Here is a 16,401-nt window from a genome sequence, read left to right on the forward strand (position 1 = left end):
ACCATCGGCGCGTGATTTGGGCATGACGGTGACCAATACGCCGGATGTCTTGTCCGAGTGCACCGCCGATCTGGCCATCACATTGCTGCTGATGGTCGCCCGACGCGCAGGGGAAGGCGAACGCGAATTGCGCGCAGGCAAAGGCGCGGTGTCGCTGGACGGTCGCCTGATCGACTATGCCTCTATCCGACAGGCCGAAGTTCTGGTCGAAAAAGCAGGCCAGATTGCCGCGGCCTGACCGGTATTGTGACCAAGCAATTGTCGATAAATCTGCGGGATAGTGCCGCAGCTATCTTTGCCGCGGCGGTCACCGCGGCAGATCCGGCGGTATCATTGCGCAGACGGTTGCGGACGACACCTTTGCCTTCGCCAAAACAAGGCGGACGCAGCATCCTGATTGCGATTGGAAAAGCTGCGCCTGCCATGATGGCAGAGACATTGCAACACGTTCGGGGCGATCATGTCGCCCTTGCCGTGACGCACCCCGAAAACCAGGCGCTCGTTTCCGGCGCAACAGTGTTGACCTGCGCGCATCCCATCCCGGACGAACGCGGCTTGAAAGCGGGGCGACAGATCATCTCATTGCTCAGTGCGGCATGTAAGCAGGATCAGATCATTGCACTGATTTCGGGCGGGGGGTCGGCCTTGGTCCCCGCGCCTGTTGATGGATTGACCCTTTCAGACAAAATTGCAGTCAACGAAGTTTTGCTGTCTTCCGGGCTGGACATCGTTCAGATGAACCTGGTGCGTCAGCACCTGAGTCAGCTCAAGGGCGGCGGGTTTTTGCGACTTGGCTCACCTGCCCGGGTCACGGCGTACATCCTGTCGGATGTGATCGGAGATGACTTACGGGCCGTCGCCAGCGGACCGACCACCGTGCCAATCGGAAGCCACGCAGATGCCCGCAGGGCTTGTATCGAGGCCGGGATCTGGCACCGGTTACCAAAGGCCGCCCGTACCCATCTGGAGCTGAGCATTCCTGAACATGCCAAAGTGAATGAGGCCGCCAATAACCTGATCGGGTCGAACACGATCAGCCTTGAAGCCGCATTTCGCTGTGCGGCGCAGTCCTGTAGGGCTGAAATTGTGTCCGACGCGTTAATTGGCGACGTTTCCGTCGCGGCTGAACAGATTTTTCAGGCGGCCCAGACCGCGCCCCGTGATCGCCCAACCGCCCTGCTGTTTGGTGGTGAAACAACTGTACGTCTGCAAGGCACAGGCCGCGGTGGGCGCAATCAGGAATTGGCACTGCGCGTCGCCCAACTGGCGCAAGAACGCCCGATCCCCGGCAACTGGGTTTTTCTGAGCGGCGGCACAGATGGCCGCGATGGTCCAACCCCAGCTGCTGGCGCAGTGGTGGATGCAGGCACGCTCGCCCGTATCCGCGCGTCAGGGCATGATCCTGCCTCTTTATTGGCAAGCAACGACAGTCACAGGGCTTTGACACTGTCGGGTGACCTTCTGATAACCGGAGCGACCGGAACCAATGTTGCCGACATTCAGGTCTTCTTGCTCGGGTCCAACGCCTGAGTTCGCTTGAAAAAACCGCGATCGTTCAGTACCAAAAATGTCGGGTATTAGGGCGCTAGTTTTGCGAATTTGCCCTAAACCCAAACCGAAAAAATAGATCGCTCAAAGGTATACAGGCGTCGTCACCTAACCTTCAGGTCAACAAGGAAATCCTTATTTTTCAACTTCATACCGCCCCCGAGACGCGACGCAAAGAACGTTGGGACAGTGATAACCAATATTTATGGAAGCGCGACGATGTTCCGGAAGTCCAAACGATCCCGCATGGCCGAACGGGTAACAGGTACCCGCTGAAACAGACCTTCAGGCCGATGCACCTGATTAGCCTGTTCCACATTCGGCTTGAGAGTTAGCCGTATTCTTCGCAATTTTCTTTGCAGCCTCCAGCGGTTCTGTCACCGAGGTCGGGAACGCGATCCGAAAGCCGTCAAGCGATAGGAATCCGGTTCCCGGCATTTTTCTGTCAGCATGATTATTTTACTATCAGGAAAAATTAATGCTATGATGGTCGCAGTTGGATTACGTATTGCGCATCGCCTGCTTGCAGAACCTGTTTGGACAAGTGTAGCAAGACATTGAAAGAGTGAAATTGAAAAAACGCGACAAAGAAATGGCGGCAGATCTGACACAGGACCCACATTCCGTTCGTTCGGGTGGCAGAGAAAAAGTTCTTGAAGTCGCCATTGGCCGCGAGGTTCGCGCCTTTCGCAAACAGCAGAATATTACGGTCGCCGAACTGGCCCAGCTAACCGGTTTGTCGATCGGCATGCTGTCCAAGATTGAAAACGGCAATACATCCCCTTCCTTGACGACCCTTCAGTCGCTGGCGGATGCACTGTCGGTACCTCTGACAAGCTTCTTCAGACAGTTTGAAGAACGTCGCGAGGCAGTTCATACAAGGGCGGGTGAAGGCGTCGAGCTGGAACGTGAAGGAACGCGCGCCAACCACCAGTACAATCTTTTGGGGCATATTGGGGCCAACGGATCAGGCGTAATCGTAGAACCGTACCTGATCACCCTGACCGCTAAATCCGACGTGTTTCCGACTTTCCAACATGGCGGGATCGAGACGATTTACATGCTGGAAGGTGAGGTGGATTATCGCCACGGAGACCAGATTTACCCCCTGAAGCCAGGCGACACCCTGTTCTTTGATGCCGACGCACCCCACGGTCCAGAACGGTTGGTCAATCTGCCGGCCCGTTACATTTCAGTGATCAGCTATCCGCAGACAAACTGATCGGCTTGCGTAATAAGAAATCCGTGGGTCTGTCATAACCTTCGTGGCTGCTCGCGCCCACGATCGTAAACCCCAACCTCGAAAAAACGCGATGGTTTTCAGTGAGTTCCACGCGCGTTTCCAGTTCCAGTGCAAGCAGACCAAGCTCTACTGCCCGGTTTGCCGCGTGATCCATCAACCTGCGGCAGATCCCCTGCCCCCGGAACCCGTCCGTCACCGCCAGCTTTCCAATATACAAGCTGTCGGACTTGGGTGTCAGGAACATGCACGCAAAAAGCGGTTGGCCCATGGCCCAGATTTCACCTCCGCTCAGGCAGTGCGCCTGCATCGCTTCTACAGTCAACGTATGGATAGAAGACGGAGGGTCGATCCGGGTATCCATGTACTGAAATGACGCACGAAGCAGCGCAAGCGCGTCATACAATGCGATATCATCGCTCGGAATGAGCCAAGGTGTTTTGTCCCGATCGGCCATAGAGGCAAGACACTTCGCAATCCGCGGTCACTTTGACAAAGGTGGTTCCGTGTCCAGATCGGGCCAGATACCAGGTGAGGTCGGCAATCCATCGTCAAACTGACTGAGGTAGTCCAGCATCATGGGACGGTTGTCGATGAACCCCTTGTAAGTGGCCAGTTCTACCGGCAGGTCCCGGATAACGCGGTGCAGGCGACGGCCCCATTTTGGAACGGTCATCAGATCCTGAAAACTGCACAAATAGCAGCGGATTGGGAACACCAGCGCGTTGGATCGCGGCAGTCGGAAGAAAGTTTGAAGCTCAACCCGCAGATGTTGCTTGTGCGCGATGTTTTCAGGAGTCAGCGTGGTCTTCTGGATGCCCCATTTGTGATAGTTTTCCGGGCTGGTATCCAGCAGAGGATTCACAGTCATGGTCCAGTTCAGACGCCGCGCTGGGGCACCCTGCTGGATGTTCAGCAGGAACTTCAAGGCGCGCTGAAAAATACCCATTTCATGGGCCTTCGGCACCGGTGCATGCCATTCGAAAAAATTCATACCGATATCGAAATCCAGGCTCCAATCGGCCTGGGTTGTCACCATACCGGCATCCATCCACAACATCTCATCACGCTGATCCAACACAGCGAAATCACCCTGCGCCTGACGGGTGATGTATTCCATCGGCCCATAGGGCAACGTGGTTTCATCCATGAAGGTAAAGCTGTGGTCGATCCCCAGCGGCTTGTTAACCCAGCGCCATTGATTACCGTTGCGGTGCAGCTCGAACAGGTCGGGATAGTCTTCCGACTTGCTGACCATGATCAGCTCGAGCAGGTCCCACCCCGCCAAGGTCATATGCGGCAGTGACTGACAGCGCAGAGGGTCCTGATCCAGGACGATGGCCCGGTCTTTCATCTCGGATACATAGTGTTCGTCTACATCGAACCGCATCTCATAGACCGAGCCCTTGGGCCCGCCCCGGTGCTGTTCCATGTTAACCGAATACATATAGCTGTCTTCGTGGAATGGGAACGGAAAGCGTTTGATCGCCCAATCCGAGTTGTGAAACGTATAGTCGTCGCGGAAGGACTCGTCGTTGAATTGTATGGTCATGTTGGGCCTCCTCTCAGCGGTCCAGCACGAGGGACTTGCCCTCGAAACGCGATACGCAGGGCATGATTTTCTTGCCTGCTGCCTTTTCCTCATCGGTCAGCCAGTGATCGCGGTGAACAAAGTTTCCATCGTGATCCAACACAACGGTTTCGCACTGTCCGCAGGCCCCGCCGCGGCACAGATACGGCGCATCCACGCCTTCACGTTCAATGGCTTCCAGCAGGCTTTCATTCTCGCCCACATGGATGACCTTGTCCGAAGCCGCCAATCGTACCTCGAACGGTTTACCGGGCTGCGGAGCAAGAAACTCTTCGTAATGCACGCAATCCTCGGGCCAGCCTTCTTCCGCAGCGGTGTTGCGCACCCAGTCGATCATGCCCTTGGGGCCACAGACATAGACATGCGTACCCAGAGGTTGCCCGCTGAGCAGGTTCTTCAGATCGATCTGCTGATTCTGATCGTCATAATACAGATGGGTTTCGTTCGGATGCCTGTCTGTCAGTTGCTCGGCATACGACGCCAATGCGTTGTTGCGGCACGCATAATGCAGTTCCCAGTGACCATGCAGCAGTTCTAGCTGTTTGATCTGCGCCAGAAATGGTGTGATCCCGATACCACCGGCCAGGAACAGGTGCTTGCGAGCCCGCAAATCCAACGAGAACAGGTTGACCGGATAGCTGATGGTCATCTCGTCGCCCAGCTTGACCTGCCGGTGCATGAACAACGAACCGCCCCTGCCCTGATCGTCTCGGCGGACCGAGATGGTATAAGATGACTGATCGAACGGGTCGGACATCAGGGAATACGGGTTCAACCGCGTGATGCCGCCATCCTGCATTTCGACGACGGTATGTGCTCCGCCCGAAAAGGTCGGCAATTGCCTGCCGTCAATGCGTTCAAAGCGGAATCGCGTCACCAACTCGTTCAGTGGAGTGATCTCGGTTACTTTGACCTGAATTTTCTCAGCGCCGCTCATTCGTAAATCCCCTTCGGCTCGGGCACGTTGCCATGATCTTCGGCGTCCACACGAACGCCCTGATACGCGGCAAGACGGCGGGAATAGTGATCGCGCACGAACAGGTTCAGCCCGCAATGCGAACAGACAAATGGATCAACCTCGACATCTTCGGTGATGCCCTTGCAATGCACGCATTGCATTCGGCGCGCGACTGAACCGCGATGTTCGGTCCGGATCGCGGTGTGCGGCAGGCCAACGGCCATCACCTCGTTCATGGCCTGACCCATCATGCCCTCGGTGCCGGTCAGGTAGACCTGCAATCCCATATGCGCGTCCTCAAGGACGCGGCGAATACGCGGCAACGCCGCTTCATAGGACGGGCCTTCGTAGAACTGCGCAGGGTTTAGCGCCTTCAGCCTTTCCGAAAAATCCGTCCCTTTGGGAATGTAGATCAGGTGGGTTTTGGCCATCAGGTCAGGTGTCGCGATGCCTAGAACGGCTTCGGCCCCTTCGGCCTCGGCGATCATGAGATGATGTTCGCCCGGGCGAACCTCTAGCGTGCCCCAGACCGGGCGGCTTGTGATTGACTTGGGAAATTCGAACTTTGACATTGTGCCCTCAAACAGGAAAAGGGCGCCACGGTGTGTCCGTCGCGCCCCCTTAAACTCAGCCTTTTGCGGTTCGGATCGATTTGTCCTGATCGTAGAACGGCATTTCTTCCGCAGTCGCTGCTATTTCCGTCCCATCACCGTTACGCACCGTCAGTTTGGTGCCGGGTGAAGCACAGGCGACCGGCATCCGCGCGATACCCACATTGTGCCCATTGATTTCGGAATACATGCCAAAGGTAACAACACCGACCTTTTCACCGTTCTGCAGCAGGTCGGCGCCCTCATCCGCCGGGGTCGTGCCGTCAAGCTTGACGCCGTAGATCTTGAACCGTTCCTTGCCTTGCGAGGCATAGTGGTTCTCGGCCCCGATGAAGCCGGTTTTGCCGGGGGATACTGTGAATTCCAGACCCAGTTCCCAAAGGGTATCACCGCATGTTTCATCATCGAAAGGATAGGTTTCCGAGTTATCGCCCGGATAAAACAGAAGGTAGCTTTCAGTACGAAGCAGATCAAGCGTCGAGAACTGGACCGGAACGATACCCATGTCTTTACCCTCGGCCAGAATGTTGTCCCAAAGGTGTACGGCGTGCTTGGCCTGACAGAAAATCTCGTACCCGCGCTCACCGGTATAACCGGTTCGCGAAATCATCACCGGACAGCCATAGAGCTTGGTCTGCATAATGCCGAAATAGGCCAGATCACGAATTCCGGGGATATGTTTGGCCAGGAAATCAACGGCCACTGGTCCCTGCAAGGACATGTCGTGCATGTCGTCGTCAAAAAGGACCGAGCAATTTTTGCCCGCCGCCACCGAAGTCAACTGCTCCATGCCCGTTCCTGTGCCGTGCACGACAAGCCACGTGTTCACCGAGAGACGATAAATGATGCAGTCATCAATAAATTTGCCCTCGGCATTCAGGATCGACGCATAGGTCGACCGGCCCGGCATGATCTTTTCCACGTTCCGCGTGGTGACCCGATCAATGACATAGGCGGCATCTTCTCCGACCACGTGGACCTTTTTCAGACCAGAAACATCCATAAGACCCGCTTTGGTACGGATCGCTTCATAGTCCGCTTTGGCGCGTTCAGGGCTGTGGTCATAGAACCAGGCGGTTCCCATACCGTTCCAGTCCTCAAGCTCGCCGCCGATCTCGGCATGGCGTTGCGCAAGGACCGACGTCCTCCAAAGAATGGCCATGGTTCAGGTCTCCCGTTGATTGCTTTTGTTGACCATATTGAGGCCGATGTCAGATTGAAAATCAACACTTGTGTGCAGATTTTTTTCCTGATGGGAATATTTGCCTTCAATTTATGGGCCCTGAAGTTGAAAGCCATATCTGCGTAAAATACTCGTTTTACAACGCGTTACGACAGGAGTCGGCCCTTCGCAAAGTGCCCCCGACACCGTCGTTAAAGATGTTTGCCCCACATATCTATTGACAGGTCGCCGATGAAATTGTCCCCTGAGTAGATAAAATTTCCCAGCAGGAAAACTCCGGAGAGAGACCTCCTGCTGCAACAACAGGGAGACTACGAAGTGGATGGTAATCTAAACGCGCTTACGACGGTCTTTACCGAGTTTTATTACTGGGTAACGGTCGTTTTCATGTTCCTCATCCATGTGGGCTTTTGCATGTACGAAGTCGGCGCCAGCCGGGCTCGTAACCATATGCACACATTGATGAAAAACATCATGATCATCCCATTGGTGACGGTCACGTTCTTCTTCTTTGGATGGTGGATCTACTGGGCATTCCCGAACTTTCCGTTCTGGGGCGGTCTGGACACCGAGGCGGGCGCCGCGAACCTGCCGTGGGCCGACACAATGGCCACAAACTTAAACGATAGAATCACAGGGGTCTTCTGGGCCGCCTTTCTGCTGTTCTCGTGGACGGCAGCCTCGATTGTATCGGGGTCCGTAATCGAAAGGATCAGGTCCTCGGCCCTGTGGGTGCACGCGGTCATGATCGGATCGGTCTGGTGGATTATCGATGCCGCATGGGGCTGGCACTATGGCGGCTGGATGGTTCGAATCCTAGGCTACCATGATGCTTACGCCTCTGGTGTTATCCATGCGGTTGCGGGCGGTTACGCGCTTGGTGTGATCATGGTTCTGGGGCCGCGCCTCGGCAAGTTCGCCAAGGATGGCACTCCGCGGGATATTCCGCCGCATAACCCATGGCTGCTGACAATCGGAATTTTCCTGATCTACACCGGGTTCTGGGGTTTTTATGCCGCATGCAACGTGCCTGCGATTTCGCCCGAAGGAATCGACGGTCAGATCACAGGGGTGACCTGGACCGCAACCAACATCTATCTGGCCCCAACCACCTTGTCGGCGATTACCTTCAACTTCCTGATGTCACTGTCGGGCGGCTTGATGGCGGCCTATGTGGTGTCCAGGGGCGATGCCTTCTGGACATTCTCAGGCGGTTTGGCAGGGATTATCACAGCTTCGGCAGGTAACGATCTGTATCACCCGATCCAGGCGATGATCATTGCCGCGATCGGTGTCGTGATCGTCTACAAGCTGCACTATTGGGTCGAACGTCGATTCAAGCTTGACGATGCTGTTGGTGCCGTTGCCGTACATGGCTATGCAGGGTTTGTTGGCCTGGTGATCTCGGGCTTCGTCCTATGGGGCGTACCGTCTTCGCCGTACGAAGGCTATGCAACGATTAACCCGGTTGGGCAAATCACCGGTGCGGTCATCATGTTCTTTGTCCTCGGCTTCATGCCTGGTTTCATACTGGCGAAATTCCAAGCCGCAGCCGGTGTGCTTCGCATTCCGGAAGAGGTTGAACTTCAAGGCCTCGATTACGCTGAACATCATGCCTACGAAGACGCCAAAGCCGCGATTATTGCAGCCGACAAAGAAGAGCTGGCTGCCCGTGGCGTAGCTGCAAAGTAAGGGAGAAGGATATGTCTACGAATGGATACACAAACTGGTCTGTCGATCTTGCCGAGGTCGGTCCTATCTACCCTTTCCAAGGATACGAAGTCCTTATGGTCATCATTGGTGTCGTATTCTGGATCGGCTGGCATCGCATCCAGTTCGTCCGGGAAGGCGAGCACCTTGAAAAGGCACGCCATACCGGTGACGAAGAGAAGGTGAAGGCACAGCTGGAACGGTATTGATCCAGCTTTGTAAGCTGGCAATGGGCGCAGAACAGAGGTTGCGCCCATTGCCTGATAGGAAAAAAACTTTCCTATGATTATTGATATCCCGTAGATTTGTTGGTACCGTCGAATCATAACGAAACACACAAGGAGATCTGCCAGCCATGTGCGGAATTGTTGGATTATTCCTCAAAGACCAGTCTCTTGCGCCCCAACTGGGCAATATGCTGACAGACATGCTGATCACGATGACGGATCGTGGCCCCGACAGCGCCGGTATTGCGATATATGGTGCCGAGAATGAGGGCAGAACCAAGATAACGGTTCAGTCCCCCAACCCCGAAAACGACTTTGTCGGCCTTGCCGATGAACTGGGCAAGAGCCTGGGCGTAACGGTTGGTCAGACAGACAACGATACACATACCGTGCTTGACATTCCGGCAGGTCAGTTCGAAGCCGCGCGCGCCGCGCTGGCCGAGATCCGCCCGTCGGTTCGCGTCATGAGCCGTGGCGACAGCCTTGAAATCTACAAGGAGGTTGGCCTGCCCAAAGATGTTGCAGCCCGGTTTGATGTCAGCGGCATGAGCGGAACTCATGGTATCGGCCACACCCGCATGGCAACCGAATCCGCGGTGACAACTATGGGTGCGCACCCGTTCAACACGGGGTCCGACCAGTGCCTTGTCCATAACGGCTCGCTGTCCAATCACAACTCATTGCGCCGCAAGCTGCGCCGTGAAGGGGTTGTCATCCAGACCGAGAACGACACCGAAGTCGGTGCCGCTTATCTGACCTGGAAGATGATGAACGGCGCCTCGCTGGGTGAGGCGCTGCAATCCAGCCTTGATGATCTGGACGGTTTCTTCAACTTTGTTGTCGGCACCAAAGACGGCTTTGGCGTGGTCCGCGACCCGATTGCCTGCAAACCCGCGGTGATGGCCGAGACGGACCAGTATGTGGCTTTTGGCAGCGAATATCGCGCCCTGGTCAATCTGCCCGGCATCGAAGACGCCCGGGTCTGGGAGCCCGAGCCGTCCACCGTTTATTTCTGGTCGCACAACGACAGCCCGACAACCCACGAAAAGGCCGCCTGATATGCAGACCTATGATTTAGAGGCAGACGGACTGCGCGGAATGAACTCGTCCCTGCAGGCACAAAACGCCGAGACCAACCAGACCCGTTGGGAGATAGTAAATCCCAAGGGCAGCCACGCTATTGCCGTCGGGCTGGACGCGCCGATTGAGGTGACGGTCAAGGGCTCGACCGGGTACTACTGTGCCGGAATGAACCAGCAGGCAACCATCAAAGTTGAAGGGTCCGTTGGACCGGGTGTGGCCGAAAATATGATGTCCGGTCAGGTCATCGTAGATGGTGACGCCAGTCAATATGCCGGTGCGACCGGCCATGGCGGTTTGCTGGTGATCAAGGGCAATGCAAGTTCGCGCTGTGGCATCTCGATGAAAGGTATCGACATTGTCGTACACGGCAATATCGGTCACATGTCTGCCTTCATGGCACAGGCCGGGAACCTTGTGGTTTGCGGGGACGCAGGCGATGCGCTGGGGGATTCACTCTACGAGGCGCATCTGTTCGTGCGTGGTTCGGTCAAAAGCCTCGGCGCTGATTGCATCGAAAAGGAAATGCGCCCCGAGCATCTGGATATTCTGAGGGATCTGCTGGATCGCGCAGGCAGCGACGCCAAGCCGGAAGAGTTCAAACGCTATGGTTCGGCCCGTCAGCTGTACAACTTCGACATCGACAACTCCGCCGCGTACTGAGGAAGAAGGGTATGAAAGATATGGACGATCAGATCCCCCGCACCCTGCCGACCCAGTCGGCGACGTTTTCCAATCCGATCAATGCCGAGATCCGTCGCGCCGCTGCGACCGGCATCTATGACATTCGCGGCGGTGGCGCGAAACGGAAGGTCCCGCATTTCGACGATCTGTTGTTTCTGGGCGCGTCAGTGTCGCGCTATCCGTTGGAGGGCTATCGGGAACGCTGCGATACCTCGGTAACGCTGGGCACGCGCTTTGCCAAGAAGCCGATCGAATTGGATATCCCGATCACAATTGCAGGCATGAGCTTTGGTGCCTTGTCCGGCCCGGCAAAAGAAGCCTTGGGCCGTGGCGCATCTGCGGCGGGCACGTCAACCACCACCGGCGACGGCGGCATGACACCCGAAGAGCGCGGCCATTCGACCAAGCTGGTTTATCAGTACCTGCCCTCGCGCTATGGCATGAACCCCAATGACCTGCGCAAGGCAGACGCAATTGAGATTGTGGTCGGCCAGGGTGCAAAACCCGGCGGCGGTGGTATGCTGCTGGGCCAGAAGATCAGCGATCGCGTGGCCGAAATGCGCACCTTGCCCAAGGGGATCGACCAGCGCTCGGCCTGCCGTCATCCCGACTGGACCGGGCCGGATGACCTTGAGATCAAGATCCTCGAACTGCGGGAAATCACCGACTGGCAGGTGCCGATCTATGTCAAAGTTGGCGCAACCCGGCCCTACTATGACACCGCGCTAGCCGTGAAAGCCGGGGCAGACGTTGTGGTGATGGATGGCATGCAGGGTGGAACTGCCGCGACGCAGGACGTGTTCATCGAACACGTCGGACTTCCGACGTTGTCCTGCATTCGCCCTGCCGTGCAGGCGTTGCAGGATCTGGGCGTGCATCGTGAGGTTCAACTGGTTATCTCGGGCGGTATCCGCACCGGCGCCGATGTGGCCAAAGCCTTGGCGCTAGGAGCGGACGCGGTCGCCATCGGCACAGCCGCTCTGGTGGCGCTTGGGGACAACGACCCGAAATGGGAATCCGAGTACCAGAAACTGGGCACGACAACGGGCGCATATGATGACTGGCACGAAGGTCAGGATCCGGCCGGAATCACCACACAGGATCCCGATCTGGCTGCCCGTCTGGACCCGGTTGATGCGGGCCGCAGGTTGCGCAACTATCTGAAGGTGATGACGCTTGAGGCGCAGACCATTGCCCGCGCCTGTGGCCATAACCATCTGCACAATCTCGAACCAGAAGACCTGTGCGCCTTGACAATGGAGGCCGCCGCCATGGCGCGGGTCCCGCTGGCGGGAACCAGTTGGTACCCGGGCAAGGAAGGGTTCTGAACCGATGCTGCGCGGCTCCCTGATGGGGGCCGCGTTTTTGCTTTGAAAACCAAAAAAACAACAGGGAAAGGAAAGCCATCGTGACGACAGATCTCGCAGCTTTCGCAAAAGAAAAAGGCGTCAAATACTTCATGATCTCGTTCACCGATCTGTTTGGTGGACAGCGGGCCAAACTGGTGCCCGCGCAGGCCATTGCCGATATGCAGGAAGATGGTGCCGGCTTTGCCGGCTTTGCAACCTGGCTCGATATGACTCCGGCGCATCCCGATATGCTGGCGGTGCCGGACCCTTCATCTGTCATTCAATTGCCCTGGAAGCCCGAAGTGGCCTGGGTGGCAGGCAACTGCGTAATGGAAGGCAGCGATGTCGCGCAGGCCCCGCGCAACGTACTGCGCCGCCTGATCGACGAGGCTGCAAACGAAGGCCTGCATGTCAAAACCGGAATCGAGGCCGAATTCTTTCTGCTGACCCCGGATGGCGATCAGATCAGCGATCCGTTCGATACGGCAGAAAAGCCCTGCTACGACCAGCAGGCCGTAATGCGGCGCTATGATGTCGTGCGTGAGATCTGCGACTACATGCTGGAACTGGGCTGGGGCCCCTATCAGAATGACCACGAGGATGCCAACGGCCAGTTCGAAATGAACTGGGAGTTTGACGATGTCCTGCGCACCGCCGACAAGCACTCGTTCTTCAAGTTCATGACCAAGTCGGTTGCTGAAAAGCACGGCCTGCGCGCGACGTTCATGCCGAAACCGGTGGAAGGCCTGACCGGCAACGGCTGCCACGCCCACATCTCGGTCTGGGATGCACCGGGCGATGCGGCCAAGACCAACGTGTTCGCAGGCGACGGCGACGGCCCCACCGGTGAGGTTGGTTTGGGCGAGCGGGGCAAGCACTTCCTCGGCGGTATCATGAAGCATGCCTCGGCACTAGCAGCGATCACCAACCCGACGGTGAACAGCTACAAGCGCATCAACGCGCCGCGGACCATGTCAGGTGCAACCTGGGCCCCCAACACCGTGACCTGGACCGGCAACAACCGCACCCATATGGTACGTGTCCCCGGCCCCGGACGGTTCGAACTGCGTCTGCCGGACGGAGCAACCAACCCTTATCTGCTGCAGGCCGTCATCATCGCGTCTGGGCTGTCAGGTATTCGGTCCAAGGCAGACCCCGGCAAGCGCTGGGACATCGACATGTATGCCGAAGGGCATAAGGTGCGCGGCGCACCGAAACTGCCCCTGAACATGCTTGATGCGCTGCGTGAATATGACAAGGACAAAGAACTGAAAGCCATGATGGGAGCCGAGTTCTCATCCGCTTTCCTGAAAATGAAACATCAGGAGTGGAATTCCTTCGTGTCGCATTTCTCGCGCTGGGAAAAGGAAAACACGCTGGATATTTGAGCCAGCAGCAGGAATTGCATTGCTGGGCCGCGGCGCAAGCTGCGGCCCAGTTTTTTTGATCCGGGCAAGAGAGGCAAATGATGAACGTTCTCATATTTCAGCACACCCAGGGCGAGGGTCCAGGTGCGTTTTGTGACCACATTGCCCGTCATGAAGACGCGATGCAGATCGTGCACCTCTACAAAGGTCAGTCTATTCCGCCGTTGGACGAATTTGACCTTTTGCTTGTGATGGGCGGCCCAATGGATGTTTGGGAGACCGGGACCTATCCTTGGCTCACAATCGAAAAGCAAGCCATCAGGACGTGGGTGCGTGATTTCAATCGGCCGTATCTTGGCATATGCTTGGGGCATCAGCTGCTGATAGATGCGCTTGGCGGCACCTGCGCCCGCATGCAAATCCCAGAAATCGGCGTGCTGCCGGTCGAGCTGACCGGCAACGGACGTGAAGATCCCCTATTCGCCTCTCTGCCCCGACAGTTTCCTGTGCTTCAGTGGCATGGGGTGGCCACCGCAGATCTACCACCCGATACGGCTGTATTGGCAGCATCTGACGGATGCGCGGTTCAGGCGATACGCGTCGGGGACTGTGCGTGGGGCGTTCAATTTCATCCCGAAATTGTTCAGGGCACGATCAGCACCTGGATGGAGGACAAAGGAAATCATCAATGTGCAGTCGACTGGCTGGGATCGGCCGACGCAGCGCTTGCCTTGGAAAATGAAAGCGATCGGATCGCTGCCGATCAGTACAGGATGACATCCGAATTCTACTCTGCTCTGCGCCAGTTCTGATCAGAACAATTGAATGGTAGATGCGAAGGTAGCAGCGTTTCGTTTACATATGCCCGGCATCAGCGTCAGCATCTGCTTCTAACCGCCAGTCAGGAACATCGTTGACCAACATGAGCGCCGCCCTGCGCAGCGTCGCGCGCATCTTGTCGACGACCGGACCGGTCATCTCGCAATCCTCCAATGCGGCATCGAACGTATCCAGCCAAAGCTCAGCATCGGCCTCTCGTATGGGGATATGCGCATGGATTTCCCGCAGATCCATATGGCCGAAACGTTCGCGGTAATAGGCGCGACCACCCAGAAACCCACTGAGAAACTCGAACTGAGCTTGCCTGGTGTGGTTCAGCCCATGTCCCCGAAAATGCAGCCTGTGCAACGAATGCGCCGCCGGATCGGTTTCCATACGGTCATAGAAACGCTCGACCAGAGCGCGCAGTTGAGTCTCACCACCAAGTTGCTCTATCGCGGATTTCATGTGCTGCCTTTCTGTGTCTCTGGCATCGCCAATATTGCATACCAGGAAAATAAGTTTATCAACAGTGACATTTTGACGTACTTATGCTCAGAGGCGGATTTACGTGAAACCGGTGATGGTGGTGATGGAATGAATGCGCTGGCGCTTGGCCTTTTAGCCGCACTTTGCTGGGGGGTACACGATCTTGCGGTGCGCTATGTCAGCCAGTCTGTCAGCGTGATTGCATCGCTTATGGCTGTGCTGATCTCAGGTGCGGTACTTCAGTTTAGTCTGGTGGCGACGTTAGGTGCGTTCGATCCTATCTCCGGTACCGCAATGATCAGCGCGGTTGCCGCCGGAGGATGCTACCTGTTGGCGGGCATCAGTATGTATGCTGCGTTTCAACGCGGCCCCGTCCGTTTGGTTGCGCCCCTGGTTGCAAGCTATCCGGTCTTGTCCGTATCACTGGCCATCTGGCGTGGTGCAAGTGTCAGCCCGCTTCATTGGCTGGCCATAATAGCGATCGGTGTCGGAGTTTCCGTCGTCGCCGCCAAATCTGAACGCGATGCAACTTCTTACCCAGATGCCGGGCCAACGGCAGTGCTGTCACTACTTGCAGCAGCCGGGTTCGCTGCCGCCTTTGCGCTTGGACAATATGCAACTGAGCTGAGTGATGAATACTCGGTCGCCCTGCTCAGTCGGCTGACTGCAATCTTAGCCCTGGGTTTGATCGCCTTGGCATCACGCAGGTCGATCTGGCCCGGATCGCAGGCCCTGCCCCTTTTGTGCGTGATGGGTATTCTGGATGCGATCGCCATCCTGAGCGTGATCGCAGCAGGCGGTCTGCCCAATGCACAATATGCTTCGGTTGCGGCGTCGGTTTTTGGGTTGCTGACAGTTGTGCTGGCGTGGGCCGTATTGCGCGAAAAAATGGTTGTACGCCAATGGCTGGGTTGTTTCGTCGCGTTTGCGGGTATCGGCTATCTGGCGCTTTGATATGACGGGCCAGAAAGCCCTGTAGTATGAAATCGATGTGCCGCAATCGCGCTGTCAACGATACTGTCTATTTCGCCGGGTCGTAACGATCCTGCACAATTCCACGCGCCCGGTCGCATCAGATCCTTGTGGCGATGCAAGTCCGCCCTCAGAACTTTCAAATCAAGATGTTCCGGCACATCAGGCAGCACCAAAACCGCAAAGATACTGTCAGAGCAATTTAACCGCTGCAGCAGTGACCGGCAGGTCTCCTGACACATGTGATGCCCCCAGACTTCCTGATCCAGAGGCATTCCTATACGCATGGCGCGTGCCGTGACAGCCCGCGCCCGGGCGGCGTTTGATGCTGATTCTCCAATCGAAACGATCGCCAGGCGCGTATTACGCCCGGCATGACACCAATACCGATTGGCCGCGGTCGCACTTTCCGTCAGAACCCGCGACGTCATCATCAGGCGGTCAGGCCTTCGGGCTCTGGCAGGCTGTTTGCGCGGCAGCAGGCGGTCAGCGTGTTGGCCAGCAGGCAGGCGATGGTCATCGGACCAACGCCACCCGGAACCGGGGTGATGGCGCCCGCACGCTCGGCGGCGC

General features: G+C 56.7%; 16 protein-coding genes and 2 pseudogenes. 11 read left to right on the forward strand and 7 right to left on the reverse strand.

Annotation, left to right across the window (positions count from 1 at the left end; translation table 11 throughout):
• From ACOQFT_RS01450 to ACOQFT_RS01460, 3 genes and pseudogenes are all read left to right on the forward strand, one after another.
• A pseudogene (locus ACOQFT_RS01450) lies at window positions 1–238 on the forward strand (hypothetical protein); the annotation flags it as partial.
• Between the two features lie 8 nt (window positions 239–246).
• A complete protein-coding gene (locus ACOQFT_RS01455; RefSeq protein ID WP_421596293.1) occupies window positions 247–1,530 on the forward strand; it encodes a glycerate kinase type-2 family protein in 1,284 nt (427 codons plus the stop codon).
• 610 nt (window positions 1,531–2,140) lie between these two features.
• On the forward strand, window positions 2,141–2,770 hold the full coding sequence (locus ACOQFT_RS01460; protein ID WP_421596307.1) for a helix-turn-helix domain-containing protein: 630 nt from the start codon (window positions 2,141–2,143) through the stop codon (window positions 2,768–2,770).
• On the opposite strand, the gene ACOQFT_RS01465 is transcribed toward ACOQFT_RS01460, so the two are convergent.
• The 5 genes from ACOQFT_RS01465 to ACOQFT_RS01485 are packed head-to-tail and all read right to left on the reverse strand — an operon-like array spanning window position 2,748 to window position 7,110.
• Window positions 2,748–3,245 carry a GNAT family N-acetyltransferase gene (locus tag ACOQFT_RS01465; RefSeq protein ID WP_421596294.1) on the reverse strand — a complete coding sequence of 166 codons (498 nt, stop codon included), beginning with the start codon at window positions 3,243–3,245 and terminating at the stop codon, window positions 2,748–2,750. The genes ACOQFT_RS01460 and ACOQFT_RS01465 overlap by 23 nt on opposite strands.
• A gap of 27 nt (window positions 3,246–3,272) precedes the next feature.
• Window positions 3,273–4,340, reverse strand: a complete 1,068-nt coding sequence (locus ACOQFT_RS01470; RefSeq protein WP_421596295.1) for a heme-dependent oxidative N-demethylase family protein — start codon at window positions 4,338–4,340, stop codon at window positions 3,273–3,275.
• Window positions 4,341–4,353: 13 nt separating this feature from the next.
• Entirely contained in the window at window positions 4,354–5,316 is a 963-nt protein-coding gene (locus ACOQFT_RS01475) for a PDR/VanB family oxidoreductase (RefSeq protein WP_421596296.1), read from the reverse strand.
• A complete protein-coding gene (locus ACOQFT_RS01480) occupies window positions 5,313–5,909 on the reverse strand; it encodes a dimethylamine monooxygenase subunit DmmA family protein (protein WP_421596297.1) in 597 nt (198 codons plus the stop codon). Before ACOQFT_RS01480 ends, ACOQFT_RS01475 begins: the two co-directional genes overlap by 4 nt.
• 55 nt (window positions 5,910–5,964) lie before the next feature.
• Window positions 5,965–7,110 carry an aminomethyltransferase family protein gene (locus ACOQFT_RS01485; RefSeq protein WP_421596298.1) on the reverse strand — a complete coding sequence of 382 codons (1,146 nt, stop codon included), beginning with the start codon at window positions 7,108–7,110 and terminating at the stop codon, window positions 5,965–5,967.
• A gap of 339 nt (window positions 7,111–7,449) precedes the next feature.
• On the opposite strand from ACOQFT_RS01485, the gene ACOQFT_RS01490 reads away from it, so the two are divergent.
• The 7 genes from ACOQFT_RS01490 to ACOQFT_RS01520 all read left to right on the forward strand — a co-directional run bounded on the left by ACOQFT_RS01490 (window position 7,450) and on the right by ACOQFT_RS01520 (window position 14,360).
• Window positions 7,450–8,823, forward strand: a complete 1,374-nt coding sequence (locus ACOQFT_RS01490) for an ammonium transporter (protein ID WP_421596299.1) — start codon at window positions 7,450–7,452, stop codon at window positions 8,821–8,823.
• A gap of 11 nt (window positions 8,824–8,834) precedes the next feature.
• Complete coding sequence (locus tag ACOQFT_RS01495; protein WP_421596300.1) at window positions 8,835–9,050, forward strand: hypothetical protein; 216 nt, start codon at window positions 8,835–8,837, stop codon at window positions 9,048–9,050.
• 146 nt (window positions 9,051–9,196) lie between these two features.
• Complete coding sequence (locus tag ACOQFT_RS01500; RefSeq protein ID WP_421596301.1) at window positions 9,197–10,126, forward strand: class II glutamine amidotransferase; 930 nt, start codon at window positions 9,197–9,199, stop codon at window positions 10,124–10,126.
• A gap of 1 nt (window position 10,127) precedes the next feature.
• Window positions 10,128–10,811 carry a protein GlxC gene (locus ACOQFT_RS01505; protein ID WP_421596302.1) on the forward strand — a complete coding sequence of 228 codons (684 nt, stop codon included), beginning with the start codon at window positions 10,128–10,130 and terminating at the stop codon, window positions 10,809–10,811.
• A 20-nt stretch (window positions 10,812–10,831) separates the two neighbouring features.
• Window positions 10,832–12,160 (forward strand): FMN-binding glutamate synthase family protein, encoded by a 1,329-nt coding sequence (locus ACOQFT_RS01510; protein WP_421596308.1) that lies wholly within the window; start codon window positions 10,832–10,834, stop codon window positions 12,158–12,160.
• Window positions 12,161–12,240: 80 nt separating this feature from the next.
• The gene (gene glnT, locus ACOQFT_RS01515) at window positions 12,241–13,569 is read left to right on the forward strand and encodes a type III glutamate--ammonia ligase (RefSeq protein ID WP_421596303.1); all 1,329 of its coding nucleotides are present in this window, start codon (window positions 12,241–12,243) and stop codon (window positions 13,567–13,569) included.
• Window positions 13,570–13,646: 77 nt separating this feature from the next.
• The gene (locus tag ACOQFT_RS01520; RefSeq protein ID WP_421596304.1) at window positions 13,647–14,360 is read left to right on the forward strand and encodes a type 1 glutamine amidotransferase; all 714 of its coding nucleotides are present in this window, start codon (window positions 13,647–13,649) and stop codon (window positions 14,358–14,360) included.
• 43 nt (window positions 14,361–14,403) lie between these two features.
• Here ACOQFT_RS01520 and ACOQFT_RS01525 read toward each other — a convergent pair whose 3' ends face one another.
• Window positions 14,404–14,835 carry a group II truncated hemoglobin gene (locus tag ACOQFT_RS01525; RefSeq protein WP_421596305.1) on the reverse strand — a complete coding sequence of 144 codons (432 nt, stop codon included), beginning with the start codon at window positions 14,833–14,835 and terminating at the stop codon, window positions 14,404–14,406.
• Between ACOQFT_RS01525 and ACOQFT_RS01530 the strand changes: the two genes are divergently transcribed.
• A complete protein-coding gene (locus tag ACOQFT_RS01530; protein ID WP_421596306.1) occupies window positions 14,797–15,810 on the forward strand; it encodes an EamA family transporter in 1,014 nt (337 codons plus the stop codon). The two genes, ACOQFT_RS01525 and ACOQFT_RS01530, sit on opposite strands and share 39 nt — an antisense overlap.
• A gap of 451 nt (window positions 15,811–16,261) precedes the next feature.
• Here ACOQFT_RS01530 and ACOQFT_RS01535 read toward each other — a convergent pair.
• Window positions 16,262–16,401, reverse strand: a pseudogene (locus tag ACOQFT_RS01535) (bifunctional methylenetetrahydrofolate dehydrogenase/methenyltetrahydrofolate cyclohydrolase); the annotation flags it as partial.

The organism is Ruegeria sp. MALMAid1280, from assembly GCF_049195285.1.
Lineage (GTDB): Bacteria > Pseudomonadota > Alphaproteobacteria > Rhodobacterales > Rhodobacteraceae > Ruegeria.